Raw genomic sequence first — 14,129 nt, forward strand, 5'->3', positions numbered from 1 at the left:
TCTTGATTATAATTTTTTAATATTATATTTTTTATATTAGTACATACTCTTTATTTAAGTTTTTTTACTGTTAATTTTTATTATTTGATATTTTAGTGGATAATATGGTAGTTTCAAAGGTTTTTATAGATACATTTGGTTGTACATTTAATCAAGCTGATTCTCAAATCATGGCAGGTAATTTAGTAGAAAATGATTTTGAAATAGTAAATTCTATTGATGATGCTGATGTAGCTATTATAAATACTTGCTATGTAAAGCAACCTACAGAAAGTAAAGTAACTAATAGAATACAAAAATTAAGAGATCAATTTCCAGAGCTTAAAATCATTGTTAGTGGATGTATGGTTGAAATTGATCCAAAAAAACTGGATAAAATAGCTCCAGAAACTTCATGGATTGGACCACATCAGCTTAATAAAACCACTAATGTTGTAAAAACCACTTTAAATGGTGAAATATCAAGAGAATGTGGTTTTTCTAAAGATACAAAAGTAGGTGTTCCAAAAATCCGTTTTGATGAACTTATACATATTATTCAAATTTGTGAAGGTTGTTTAGGTGCTTGTAGCTATTGTTGTACTCGTTTTGCACGAGGTAAACTTAATAGTTATCCTATTTCAGAAATTAAAAAAGAAGCAAAGGAAGCCTTGCTTGATGGCTGTGTTGAAATTCAGCTAACTGCACAAGATACAGCTGCTTTTGGAAAAGATACAAATGAAAAATTATCTGACTTAATTAAGGAGATAGCTAACCTCTCAAAGGATCCAGATATTAAAAATGATTTTAGAATTCGTGTTGGGATGATGCATCCTAATAATATTGGTGATGATTTAGAAGATTTAATAAAAGCTTTTAAACAGCCTAATGTTTATAAATTTATTCATATTCCTATTCAATCAGGTAGTGACTCTGTATTATATGATATGAAAAGAGGACATACTGTTAAAAATTATATGAAAATTGTTAATCGATTTAAAAGTGAAATTCCCGACATAACAATAGCTACAGACATAATTGTAGGTTATCCAACTGAAAATGACTTAGATTTTAAGAAAACAGCTGATCTTTTAAAGGATTTAAAACCAGGACTTATTCATATATCAAAATATAGGCATAGAGAAGGTGCTCCATCTTCTGTTCTTGATGAAATACCTCATGAAGTTATGAAAAAACGTTCAAAGTATTTAACAGAAATTAAATCTGAAATTACTCAAGATGAAAATAAAGAGTTACTTGGATCAGTACAAAAAGTTCTTGTGGTTGAAAAAGGTTCTAAAGGTGGATTTATAGCTAAAACTGATTCTTATATTCCTGTGGTTGTGGAAGATGTTGTTATTGGAACTTTTGTTGATGTTAAGATAACTGAAGTTACCAGTACTTATTTAAAGGGTATTTTAATATAATTAAGTATAATTTTAATATTTTTTCATTATAATTTTCTATTTCTTATAAATCCTAATAGAATTATTAAAAGTAGCTATAAATTGATAAATTTTGGGTATTTTTTAAAAAAAGATTGGAGTGAGATTCATTTATTTGTAAATAAATCTCATAAGCCTCACAGTATTTATAATATTATTTTTTATAATATTTAAATTTTTATATTGTTTATTTTTCTTAAAAATATTACTTTTCAAATACTCTTGAAAAATTCATACTATATTTAACAAAATAATAATATAAGTTTAATTAAATCAATTGAATTTAAGAAAGGAAAATTTGGAGAAATAGAAATGACTACTAATAATCAGATAAAATTATTTAAAAATAATAAAATAATGACTTTATGGAACAAAGAAGAGCAAAAATAGTATTTTTTAGTAATAGATGTTGTAAGATTAACAATTGATAATATAATTGATAAATTTATTGATAAAATTTAAATATCAACTATATTTTCATATAAAGTATCTCTAAGTGCCGGAGTTCTTCCAATATCAGTTATAATTGTTTTTAAATTATCTATTTCAGTACTACTTCCATAAGAAGCACCAGCTGATTTAGAAATATTTTCTTCTCCAAGAGTTCCTCCCATATCATTAGCACCAGCTAATAAACATGTTTGAGCAAATTTAAAACCTAATTTTACCCATGAAACTTGTATGTTAGGTATTAAATCTCTAAACATTAATCTGGCTATTGCATAAACTTTAAGATCTTCTACTCCAGTTGCTCCAGGACTTGACTTTCCTTTTTGGTATATTGGTGTATTTTCATGCATAAATGTAAGTGGAACAAACTCTGTAAAACCATGTGTTTCTTCTTGTATATTCCTGAGTATTTCCATGTGTTTTACTCTATCTTCTAATGTTTCTACATGCCCATACATCATTGTAGAAGTACTTCTAACTCCATTTTTATGAGCAGTTTTTATAACATCTTTCCATTCATCTACACTTAATTTTCCATTACATATGATCTTTCGAACATTATCATCTAAGATTTCAGCCGCTGTTCCAGTTATCGTTCCAAGACCTGCTTTTTTAAGGATTTTTAATGTTTCATCTACTGAAATTTCTGCTTGTTTAGATCCATAATAAATTTCCATTGGTGAAAATGCATGTAAATGAACATCAGGACATTCTGCTTTTACACTTTTTACAATATCTTCATAAAAATAGGTATCTACATTTTCATGTAACCCTCCTTGTATACATAATTCTGTTGCACCGTTTTTGTGAACTTTTTTAGCTATATCTACAATTTCATCAACATTCATGAAAAATGAATCTGCTTCTCCTTCATTTTTTTTAAATGCACAAAAACCACATGTACCTGAGCATATATTTGTAAAATTAATATTCCAATTATTAATAAAAGTTACATTATTACCTACAATTTCTTCTCTTACTAAATCAGCAGTAGATATTAAACCATTTATATCATGTCCCTTTACATTCATCAAATATAATGCATCATCATAAGATAAAGCTTCATCAAGAGATTTATCTAAAATTTTTTTGGTTTTTTCATTTATATTTAGCATAGAATCAGTTCCATTTTTATTACTTCCATCTTTATTAGTTATAATACTTCCATCTTTAGTTATAATTTTATTACTTTTATTTTTACTAATTATATTTTTAATAATTTGCACCAATTGATTTTTATTAGTTATATTTTTAATAATTTAATCTTTATTAATAAATATATATTCTAATAGTATTTCATTTTTTTATTAGATTACTTTATTAATATTATTTTTTGTTTTATTTTTTTCTATTTCTATTTCTATTTCTATTTCTATTTCTATTTCTATTTTTATTTCTATTTTTATTTTCTATTTTTTATTTTATCTTTTTATTTTTTAATTTATTCTATTAAACTTATTTTATTTAATATATGAATTATTTAATATATGAATAAATATATGATTTTTTATTATAGCTGTACTTTATTTTATTAATAATCTTTAAAACACTATCATAATAATTTTTTAGACTTTAAAAGCTTTATAAAAGTTTTTAATTAGATTTTTAACAATATTCGATATGTTTCAAACTTTTTAAATGAATCTTATTTAATTTTAATGAAATTAATAATTATTTACAAATTTTTCTTATTACTTTTTGTTCTTTATATTAACTATTTTTCATATCTTAGTTTATTTAATCTTTAATTTTCAGATTTTAGGATTTTTATTTTTTCATTGTATAATCCTATATTAAAAAAGATTATTTTTATGATATTATCTAATATTATAGGCTTATAACCGATACATTTATATACTAAGTTGTACAACTTTAAATTGGAGGTGAAAATATGAGTGAATTACCAATCGCACCTGTAGGTCGTATATTAAAAAATCCCGGTGCTCAAAGAATTAGTGATGACGCAAAAATTGCATTAGCAGAAGCACTAGAAGAACAAGGTGAAGCTTTAGCTAAAAGTGCTGTTAGCTATGCTCGCCATGCCGGTAGGAAAACTGTAAAAGCTGAAGACATTAAATTAGCTATTAAATAAGGAAGTTTTTTACTATTGGTCGTTTCTGACCAATTTATTTTTTTATTATACAGTTTTTACTATCTAATTTTAAATATTTTTAATATTTAACTTAAAAATTTTTATTATAAGTTTTATCTATATTTTTTTATAGAGTGTACCACTTTATAACCACCATTGTGTGACCTATATTAGAAAGTGTAATCATAAATTTCATTAGATTTATATTATTTCAAAACATATTTTGCATAAATAATCTTTCTAAAATATAAAAATTCAGAAAAAATAGAAAAGGTTATATATGAATTAAACTAAATCTTAGAAAGGTATAGGGCCGGTGGTCTAGGGGTATGATACCTCCTTGACATGGAGGTGATCGTGAGTTCGAATCTCGCTCGGCCCATTTGCCGTGGTAGTTCAGTTGGGAGAACGCTAGACTGAAGATCTAGATGTCGCTGGTTCAAGTCCGGCCCACGGCATTCTTTTTTACTTATTTTATGCATGTTTTTATTAGTTTAAGTTTTTTGTTTTTATAAGATTCTTTTTATTTCTCTCAATTTTTTTCTTTCAATTTTTTTCTTTTTATTATATTTTTTAAATTATCTATTTTTTATAATTTTTTTTATTATATTTTTTAAATTATCTATTTTTTTTGAAAATGCTTTGAAATAAAATAACAAAAATAATGATTAAAATTTAAGGAGTATAACAGAATTAGAAAAGAAACTTTTAGAGATATTTATAAATTTAAATATTAAATAATTTAAAAAATATAAAAAATAAAAAAGTAATCTTATATTATTGATTGCTTTTTTTATTTAGATTTTTTAGAAGGATTTTATTATTAGGCCAATACAAATATTATATTGATGTTTATTATGTTGAAAATGTTAATTTAGTGATGGAATGAAGTGATGAAAAAATAGATATATTATTGGATGAAGTTTCGAATTCAAGAGTTTCACATGTTATTGGGCAATTATATGATGTTGAACTTTCATCTGAAGAAATATGTAAAATTTTATAGGCATGGGCTGATGTTCAATGTTACATATGGAGATAGGTTGTTTTTAATTGTAAAATTTTCAATGTGGATGATAAATATATAAAATTTATTTGTAAAAATGAGGAATGATAAATAAAATCACTTGATTTATATACTTTGGAAAACATACTTAAATTATAGTGCAAAATATAGTTTGGAATAATATTATTTGATGGTTTATTATTTTTTTCTTAAAACAAAAACATTATTTGATTACTAAAATTCTTTTAGTATTTATTTTAATCGATTTATTTTTGAAGGGAATGGTTTCAAAATCATTCTTATTTTTTATTAGCTAATTTTACACTCATATATAATAAATACATGTTTAAATTAAAAATTGGAAGTGATTTTACAATGTTTGAAAGAAATAATAGAAGTTATGGGAATAATCGAAATGATGGTTACAATAATGCTCCTGTTAAAGAAGGCGAAACTTACGATGTTACAATAGAAGACATCGGAAGGTCTGGAGATGGGATAGCTAAAGTGGAAGGATATATTCTTTTTGTACCTAATACTAAAAAAGGTGATGAGGTTAAAATAAAAGTTACTGCAACTAAAAGAAACTTAGGGTTTGCAGAGCTAGTAGAATAAATATTCTTTTTTATTTTAAAGTATTTTTCTTTACATAATCATCTTATTTTATTTTTTATTAGATTTTTATTTTCCAGTTTCTATTTCTCTGCTAATTCTTTGAGTTTTTGAAGTGCTTTTAACCACATGTCTTGCATCATTTCTTTAAATTCTTCAACTGCATCCATATCAATTGAAACTTCTGTTTTACCATTTATTTCATTGAATGTATAATTTTCAAGCATACCTGCCCATTCAACTTCTTTTTCTTTTCCATCCTCTATCTCGCATCTATGTTCAATGGAAATATATTCATATGGTCTGTTTTCTTTTATTTTACTTACCATTCCACCTGTCTTTCCTTTTTCATCAGGTGCAAGGAAAAGAATTTTACTTCCTTCACTCCAATCCCCAATGTAATAAGAACCAGGCATAAACACATCGGTCCATAATGGATAAGTATCCTTACCTAACATTATGTCCCAAACTTTTTCTTTTGGTGCATTTATAATGATTGACAAATGTATTTTTTCCATAATTTTTCCTCCATTTAGATATAATTTCATCCTATATTTTAAAATTAATTTATATAATTTAGATAAATTCTTTATTTTCTTCATATATTAGTATCCTATCCAATCGAAATTATTTAATTAATTAAAAACTATACTGAAATGTTAATGTTGTTCCTTGTTTTTAGTAACATTCAATTTTTCTTGTTTTATTATTTACCTCATAATATCTTATAAAAGATTTAGTTTTTAATTTAATATTAAATTTCAATTTCTTTTCAGAAAATGGATAACTTTATCAAAACTAATTCCTCCTTCATAATATAGATTTTGATGTTTCAAAATCAATAGTATAAGACTTAAGTATTGATATTTAAAAAATTATTATCTTATATTTACTTTAATATTTTATAATTATTATTTTTTATTTAATGTTTTATGGTTATTATTTATGTGTTTTATAGTAATTAAACATTCAAGATATTACATTCATTTGAAAAAGATATTTAATTAATAACATAATATAGTAATTTTAATATCAAGAATCTTATATTTTTAATAATAGATATCAAACTATTTTTTAATTATTTATCAATATTTTCTTAGTATATAAATAAAAATATTAATATTAATGATTATTAATATAATATTAGGTGATTTTATGGAAATTTCAGAAAAAATACTGAATCAAATGAAAAATATTTTGAAAAGGGAAGTGGAGAATAGAGAGGATAACTGGATTACAAACTAATATTGATTTCAATGAAAATATAAAAAAGATACTTATATTAAACTATTATAAAACAAGGATTTTAACTATATGATAGATAAAATTATTATATTTGAAAAGATAAAAGGGATTATTCAATTAATGCGATTTGATCTTTCATTTGCAGCAGGAATTAGTGTTGTAGTAGGAGAATTTGTAGCAATTAGTAGTTTTCCTTCTTTAAATGATTTAATACTTGGTTTTATGGTAGGATTTTTTATTTCAACCTCTGCACTTATTCTCAATGATTATTTTGATATAGAAGCAGATAGGATAAATAGGCCAACAAGACCGTTGCCTTCTGGAATAATTAAACCTACTTCAGTTATTGTTTTATGGATAATAACAAGCATAATAGGTTTTGTTTTAGCATTTCAAATTAGTTATATTGCTCTATTAGTGGTAATAATATTTTGGATTATTGGATTTCTTTATAACTGGAAATTCAAAAGGATGGGTTTATTTGGTAATTTGATGGTAAGTTTTTCTGTAGCTATCACATTTATTTTCGGAGGAATTATTGTTGGAAACCCCTGGAATGTAATGGTATGGTCTTTTGCTTTTATAGCATTCTTTATAGATCTTGGTGAAGAAATTGCATCAGATGCATTAGATATGATTGGTGATGAAAAAATAAATTCAAAATCAATTGCAATAAATATGGGTATGGATAATGCACTTAAAATTTCAAGTGTTTTATTTGGTATAGTTGTTTTTATAAGTTTTGTTCCAATTTTTCTTGGTTACTTGGAATGGTATTATCTCATCACAATATTAATTATAAATATTATCATTATTTTTTCTACTTTTAAATTACTTAAAATCCGAAGTATTGATGAAGGGAGAAAATATACTCGTTTAATATATTTGGGAGCAACATTTGCTTTATTATTTTTTGTCATATCCAATATATTAACATGATTTTTTTATTATTTTATTATATTTTAATTATTTTAATATATTTTTTATTATTTTATATATGAAATCAACTCAAAACAACAATAAGAGTCAAAACTGGTACATTTAAATACTTGAATCTTATATTAATTATTATTTACTTAATTAAATTATTCACTTAATTCCAAATTATTCACTTAATTAAATTATTTAGTTAATTAAATTATTCACTTGATTAATTATTATTTATTTAATTAAATTATTATTTAATTCGAAAATTTATTTAATCTTAAAAAGATATGTTAAATAAGTTAATCATAATTATTGAAATTCTGATAAGGTGATATGATATGTTAGATAAGTTGCCTATTTCTCTTAAAACCAAAAAAATTTTAGATAAAGCTCTTGATGAACCTATATCTTATGAAGATGCAAATTATTTAATCAATGTTGGTGGTTCTGATTTATTTGCTTTAATTGCAACAGCTGATTATTTAAGAAAAGAAATAGTTGGCAATAATGTAACATTTATTAATAATTGCAATATTAATTTTACCAATGTTTGCACTGTTAAATGTGGTTTTTGTGCTTTTGCGCGTGATTTAGGGGACCATGATGCTTATATTTTAACTGATGAAGAAATATTAAATAAAGCTTCTCGAGCTGTAGAAAATGGAGCTAGGGAGTTTTGTCTAATGGGTGGGGTTCTTCCTGATGCAAATATTGAATATTATGAAGATTTACTTAAACTATTAAAAAATGAATTTCCAAATGTTTTAATCCATGGATTTTCTCCAACAATGATTTATGATGCTTCTTTAAAATCTGAAATGGATGTTGATGATTCATTAAAAGTCTTAAAAAGAGCAGGATTAGATACTTTACCTGGAACAGCAGCAGAAATTTTAACAAATAGATCAAGAGATTTAATTTGTCCTTCAAAAGTAAATGTTTCGAAATGGATAGATATTGTAAAATCTGCTCATAATGTTGGAATTCCAAGTTCAGCTACCATGATGTATGGGCATGTAGAAAATATCCAAGAACGTATTGAACATTTAGAAATTTTAAGAAATATTCAACTAGAAACTAAAGGATTCACTGAATTTATTCCAATGACTTTTATGTATGAATACTCTCCAATTTATAATTCTGGAGGGAAAAATTTAGGTGCAACTGGTACAGAAGACTTAAAACTGTATGCTGTGTCTAGATTAATGTTTAGAGATTTAATACCTAACATACAAGTGTCTTGGGTTAAAATGGGTTTTAAATTTGCTCAAATATCTTTAACAGCTGGAGCCAATGATTTAGGTGGAACATTGGGTGGTGATGAATTATCTGAAGCTTCAGGAGCTCCAGATGGTGTTGATGCTTCTATTGAACAGCTATCTAATATTGTTAAAGACCTTGGTAGATTACCTATTGAGAGAAATTCTAAATATACAGAATTTTATCCCATTAATTATTAAATGAATAATGGAATTAAAATCGTTATTTTTTTATTAATTAAATCCTTTATCAAGATTTTTATTTTTATAAAATTTTTATAAAAGTTTAAAATTAAAGTTTTTCAAAATCATTATTTTTAGATAATTTCTTTTAAATGATTTTTTTTAAAAATTTTTCATAGTATATTCCTATAATAGTACATTCCTATATAATAATGTAAAAGAGGACAAAGTATGAAATATAATTTGGATTTAAGGAAAATAGATATTCAAAAATATAAAATCTTTTTAAAGAATCAGTATCTAATTCCAAGTAGACGAATATTACATGAGAATATAGACGATAACTTTGAAATATTTGAAAGATGTGGTTTAAAAAATTTGTCAGATTTAAAACAAGCTATATTAACAAAAACGAAAATTGATAAATTATCTAAAGAAACAAAGATATCACCTGAATATTTGAACATATTAAGGAGAGAATTAGGAATATTTAACAGAAAAGGAATTCTATTTAAAGATTTTCCCATCATTGATAACAATACTATTTCTGCTTTAGATAAAAAAGGAATAAAAAACACAAAAAATTTTTATGAATACTATACATCAGAGAATAATGAAAAAATGATATCTGATGAATTAAATATTTCAGTTGAGATGATTAAATGTCTATTTTCTTTATCATGTCTTGTTAGAATCAATGGTATTGGGTCATTAGCAGCAGTAACATTTTATGAAGCAGGTTATAAAAATTTAGATGATATTATTAGTTCTACGAAAGAAGAAATGTTGGAGAAAGTTAATAAAATAAACGATGAAAAAAAGTATTACAAATCCAAATTAGGGTTGAAAGATATGCAATTTGTTATAGATTATGCTAATTTGATGACACACTTTAAAAACTAGAATTATGGGAAAATATATTATTCTAATTTAAAAAATCAATATTAAAAGGAATGAAAAGAAATTAAAATTGTGAAAGTTCATTGGTTTTGGTATTTTATGCAAAAAACAAATGCACGAAAATTGCTAAAGCACAGATGAAACAAGTGGAATGCAAATTTTATCTTATCTTATCTTATCTTATCTTATCTTATTTTATCTTATTTTATTTTATTTTGTATGTGGATATTATATGTGATCTTGGTGAAAATGAAGATGATAATACTGATATTCATATTATTTTTTAGAATATTGACTTATTTTAAAATTAGTATTAATTATTTATATGAAAATTATGTTCCCAATAAACTTTTCCATGACTGAGAGTATGTTTTAATTGATAAGAGGAAACTTTTAAAAAATACTTTAAAAAATAAATAATATTTTTATATTTTTTATTAATTGGGAACATTATTTTTTGATGTTAAATTTTTTATTTTAACATCTAATTTTATATTAGATTATACTAATATATAAACTTTTCAATTTCATTTTATAAAAATTAAATTTCATTTGATTAGTTTTTAGTCTTCTTGAAGAATGACTTTTTGAGTATATAAATTAAAAATTATTATTTTGTTTAATTTTTTAGATTATATCTTAATAAAGAGTATAATTATATATATTTGATTATTACTATTTTAATTAGATTATTTTATCTTTATTGGATTACTGGTTCAATATTTTTTTAAATTAGTTATATTAATGTTTTTATTTTTTAGAATTATATTTCCTTATATATTTATATATCATTTGATATATAGTTTTAGATATGAGTTATTATATATTTATATTATATTAACATTTAGTTAATATTAATATAAAATTATGTAATAAATATTTATTAATTTATTAATTTATTCGGGGGTGAAAATATGTTAAATTTTAAAATGAAAATATCATTAATTGGGATATTAGTAATTACTTTAATTAGTATATCTCCTATATATGCAGAGGAAATGAACAATACTGATGAAGCAATTGATATTGAAAATGATGATATTAATGAAGATTTAAACTTAGTTGAAGAAACAGAAAATAGTAGTGAAGATATTCAAAATGCTCCAGTTGTGGAAAGTAATAAGGATACTTCATCTAGTGAAGTTACTGCAACTAGGCGACTTGGTATGTATGGAATTGCGGATGCTGCCTCAAGAGTTAAAAACTTTGTGGATGTTAATGGTAGATTACCAAATTATGTGACTGTTTATAGTCAAACTGGATACTATAATTTGTCTATGCCTGATTTTTTATATGTATTAGCAAAAACTACTATTAATTTTAATAATGGTATAATTACTGATATATATTCAAATTATTATTCTAATCCTACTTCTCCTACTGGTGTTTCTATTAATGGGCAAATAACTAAAGCTAATCACTATGCTTATGCTCAATCTATTGTGAGTTTTATGGATAGTAATGGTAGGGCACCTAATTATCTTAGTACTTCTTTAGGGAATATGCAGTACCAAACTGTGATATATATGTATTCTTTAATATTAGCATTTCAATTGGATAATGGTAGGTTACCTAATTATGTGACTATTAATATTGCTTCTAGTCATTCAATTAATAATTATTTACCTGTTTATTGATGTTAGTTGAGTATAAAGTAGTATTTAATAAAACTAAAATTTATTTATTTTTTATTTTTTTTAAAAGTGATAAAAATCTACTTATTTTATTATATACTTATTTTATTAAAAATAATTTTTAATTAAATAATTAATATTACTAAATTTCATGCTTATTTTTATAAAAATTAAAAGAAAAACAATACTAAATAAGGTAGAAAAGTAAAAACAGTAAAAGCAGTAAAAGTAGTAAAAACAGTAAAAAGATAAATGATAATTAAAAAAATTGTTGAATAAGTATAATACTTTTTTATTCGAACTTTACGAAGTATCCTCGGATTATACATCCCTCCTCAGATAAAGTTTGATTATCAATTTCACAATCAAATAACATCCTTCCACTATTCAATTTAACATCAAACTTCCCAAGCTTTTTGACTTTATCAAAGTCATTTTTATCATCTAATTTTGCTGTAAAGAATTTTCCTTTCACAACAATGTCTGATATGTTATAGTTGTTCATAACATCGATTACTTTTCCTTTACCTACTTCTTCACTCATATTCTCACCAAATATTTATAATATTATTGATTGTTTTTATAATATAATATTATTATTTGTTTTCATTACTTTAATAATTTTTTAAATTATTTTTAATACCTATCAATATTAATGTTAAACTAAAGATCTATACTATAAATTAAAAAATTATACTGAAATAAATTATACTAAAAAATTTATTAAAAAATTTATTAAAAGATTTATTAAAAAATTCACTAAAAAAGTTATTAAAACTAAAAAATCAAATAAAAAATTTGAAATATAAAACTAAAATCAATATAAATTTTATGTAAAAATAAATATTTAAAGTAAATATACTGATTGAAGTAAACATATTATTAAATTAGATATGTTACTAAAATAAAGATATTAATGTTATTTATAAATGAAATTTACGTTATTATGGATGAAATGTATATTATTTTATAAAGCTCAATATTATTATAACATATAATGCTATAATATTGGAATATTATTCATTTTATTTATTTTATTCTTTTGATTATTATTCCATTGTTGAAATTTTTTTCTCGATTTATCTTTAATCTTATAGCTTCTCTTTCTAAAAGATAAGTTTCCCAAATACTATTTAATTTCTCTCGAAATTCTTCATATTTTTTCATTTTATTATTTCTATTAATTTCGTCTAATTGATTTATAAGGGGGATTAAATCTCCTTCTATTAAGTTAATTGTCTCCCACTCATCAGAATTAAACAATGCTTTATATTTTGTAAAATACATTACATTAGGGCCCTCTAAACTCAATATTAATTTCAGTTCTAAGGTTTCACCATTAAAAAATATTGAATATGTTTTTTTATGATGATTATCCATTTTTTCACATACTTTTTATATTTTTAATGTGTAATATTTATCTTATAAATATCTTTAATAATATCTTTATATAATGTCCTCATATAATCTATATTTTTATATAGCTTATTTTATGTTTAATATTTATCATGTCCCATGTTTATTTCATAAACCCCTTTGGGCCATCCATTAGTTGTTTGTCATAAATTCTTTTGTACTCTTCAATGATTAGGTCTCCAGAAGATGTTCCTATTCTATCAGCTCCTGAACTAATTAATCTAATTGAAGTTTTATAATCTTTTACTGCTCCAGAAGCTTTGACTTTAATATTTGGGGCAATTTTTCTCATTAAAACAATGTTTGCAGCTTTTGGACTTTGTCCACTCATTCCGGTTGATGTTTTTATATAGTCTGCTCCTGCATCTCTGATTATTTCACTTATTTTAATGATTTCTTCATCATTTAAATGTTCAGCTTCTATTATGACCTTAAGGATTTTGCCATCAGTTACTTTTCTTACCATTTCAATTTCTTTAGTTACTGTGTCATAGTCTTCAGATTTAAAAGCTTGAATATTAACAACCATATCTATTTCATCTGCTCCAGAATTTATAGCTATTTCTGCTTCTTTTTCTTTTGATTCAGGGGATGTAAATCCTAAAGGAAAACCTACTACTGTTACTACTTTAATTTCAGTATCTTTTAAAAGATTTTTTGCATATTCAACAAAATATGGAGATACAACAACTGCGCAAAAGCCATATTCCTTAGCTTTTTTAGTTAAATGTTCTATGTCTTCTTTTTTTGCAAGATTATTTAGATTTGTATGCTCTATTTTAATAGCTAACTCTTCAGAAGAATTTATTTTCATCATAATTATCACACCTACTTTATTTATTCTCAATCAGATTTATCTTATTATTTTTATTTAATCAGATCTATTATTTTTATTTTTAATAGAATTTGCCTTATTATTTTTATTTTTAATTATTTTTATTATATTTATTATAATTATATTTTTAATTATCATTAAAATCA

The 14,129-nt window shown here is 23.3% G+C and carries 13 protein-coding genes and 2 tRNA genes; 10 read left to right on the forward strand and 5 right to left on the reverse strand.

Going from position 1 to position 14,129, the window contains the following annotated elements; translation table 11 throughout:
• The first annotated feature begins 104 nt into the window (after positions 1-104).
• Positions 105-1,406, forward strand: coding sequence for a tRNA (N(6)-L-threonylcarbamoyladenosine(37)-C(2))-methylthiotransferase (locus MarbSA_RS09360; RefSeq protein ID WP_221061490.1), 1,302 nt, complete (start codon positions 105-107; stop codon positions 1,404-1,406).
• A 476-nt stretch (positions 1,407-1,882) separates the two neighbouring features.
• On the opposite strand, the gene cofH (MarbSA_RS09365) is transcribed toward MarbSA_RS09360, so the two are convergent.
• Positions 1,883-2,989: a 5-amino-6-(D-ribitylamino)uracil--L-tyrosine 4-hydroxyphenyl transferase CofH gene (gene cofH, locus MarbSA_RS09365; RefSeq protein ID WP_221062090.1), complete on the reverse strand. Its 1,107-nt coding sequence runs from the start codon at positions 2,987-2,989 to the stop codon at positions 1,883-1,885.
• 776 nt (positions 2,990-3,765) lie between these two features.
• On the opposite strand from cofH (MarbSA_RS09365), the gene MarbSA_RS09370 reads away from it, so the two are divergent.
• The 4 genes from MarbSA_RS09370 (at position 3,766) to MarbSA_RS09385 (ending at position 5,587) form a co-directional block, all read left to right on the forward strand.
• The gene (locus MarbSA_RS09370; RefSeq protein WP_054835908.1) at positions 3,766-3,966 is read left to right on the forward strand and encodes a histone family protein; all 201 of its coding nucleotides are present in this window, start codon (positions 3,766-3,768) and stop codon (positions 3,964-3,966) included.
• A 310-nt stretch (positions 3,967-4,276) separates the two neighbouring features.
• Positions 4,277-4,348 (forward strand) — tRNA-Val (locus MarbSA_RS09375).
• Positions 4,349-4,351: 3 nt separating this feature from the next.
• A tRNA-Phe gene (locus MarbSA_RS09380) sits at positions 4,352-4,424 on the forward strand.
• Positions 4,425-5,347: 923 nt separating this feature from the next.
• Entirely contained in the window at positions 5,348-5,587 is a 240-nt protein-coding gene (locus MarbSA_RS09385) for a TRAM domain-containing RNA chaperone (RefSeq protein WP_042703511.1), read from the forward strand.
• 80 nt (positions 5,588-5,667) lie between these two features.
• Here MarbSA_RS09385 and MarbSA_RS09390 read toward each other — a convergent pair whose 3' ends face one another.
• Positions 5,668-6,087, reverse strand: coding sequence for an SRPBCC family protein (locus MarbSA_RS09390; protein ID WP_221061491.1), 420 nt, complete (start codon positions 6,085-6,087; stop codon positions 5,668-5,670).
• A gap of 811 nt (positions 6,088-6,898) precedes the next feature.
• On the opposite strand from MarbSA_RS09390, the gene MarbSA_RS09395 reads away from it, so the two are divergent.
• The 5 genes from MarbSA_RS09395 to MarbSA_RS09415 all read left to right on the forward strand — a co-directional run bounded on the left by MarbSA_RS09395 (position 6,899) and on the right by MarbSA_RS09415 (position 11,735).
• Entirely contained in the window at positions 6,899-7,768 is an 870-nt protein-coding gene (locus MarbSA_RS09395) for a UbiA family prenyltransferase (RefSeq protein WP_221061492.1), read from the forward strand.
• Positions 7,769-8,094: 326 nt separating this feature from the next.
• On the forward strand, positions 8,095-9,216 hold the full coding sequence (gene cofH, locus MarbSA_RS09400; protein WP_221061493.1) for a 5-amino-6-(D-ribitylamino)uracil--L-tyrosine 4-hydroxyphenyl transferase CofH: 1,122 nt from the start codon (positions 8,095-8,097) through the stop codon (positions 9,214-9,216).
• Positions 9,217-9,429: 213 nt separating this feature from the next.
• The gene (locus tag MarbSA_RS09405) at positions 9,430-10,101 is read left to right on the forward strand and encodes a DUF4332 domain-containing protein (protein ID WP_054835497.1); all 672 of its coding nucleotides are present in this window, start codon (positions 9,430-9,432) and stop codon (positions 10,099-10,101) included.
• Positions 10,102-10,181: 80 nt separating this feature from the next.
• Positions 10,182-10,385 (forward strand): hypothetical protein, encoded by a 204-nt coding sequence (locus MarbSA_RS09410; protein WP_054835496.1) that lies wholly within the window; start codon positions 10,182-10,184, stop codon positions 10,383-10,385.
• Between the two features lie 627 nt (positions 10,386-11,012).
• Positions 11,013-11,735 carry a pseudomurein-binding repeat-containing protein gene (locus MarbSA_RS09415; RefSeq protein ID WP_054835948.1) on the forward strand — a complete coding sequence of 241 codons (723 nt, stop codon included), beginning with the start codon at positions 11,013-11,015 and terminating at the stop codon, positions 11,733-11,735.
• A 289-nt stretch (positions 11,736-12,024) separates the two neighbouring features.
• Here MarbSA_RS09415 and MarbSA_RS09420 read toward each other — a convergent pair whose 3' ends face one another.
• The 3 genes from MarbSA_RS09420 to deoC form a co-directional block, all read right to left on the reverse strand.
• On the reverse strand, positions 12,025-12,276 hold the full coding sequence (locus MarbSA_RS09420; RefSeq protein WP_042703517.1) for a hypothetical protein: 252 nt from the start codon (positions 12,274-12,276) through the stop codon (positions 12,025-12,027).
• Positions 12,277-12,761: 485 nt separating this feature from the next.
• On the reverse strand, positions 12,762-13,112 hold the full coding sequence (locus MarbSA_RS09425; RefSeq protein WP_221061494.1) for a hypothetical protein: 351 nt from the start codon (positions 13,110-13,112) through the stop codon (positions 12,762-12,764).
• Positions 13,113-13,251: 139 nt separating this feature from the next.
• Positions 13,252-13,965, reverse strand: coding sequence for a deoxyribose-phosphate aldolase (gene deoC / locus MarbSA_RS09430; RefSeq protein WP_221061495.1), 714 nt, complete (start codon positions 13,963-13,965; stop codon positions 13,252-13,254).
• Positions 13,966-14,129: the final 164 nt, after the last annotated feature.

The organism is Methanobrevibacter arboriphilus, from assembly GCF_019669925.1.
Lineage (GTDB): Archaea > Methanobacteriota > Methanobacteria > Methanobacteriales > Methanobacteriaceae > Methanobinarius > Methanobinarius arboriphilus_A.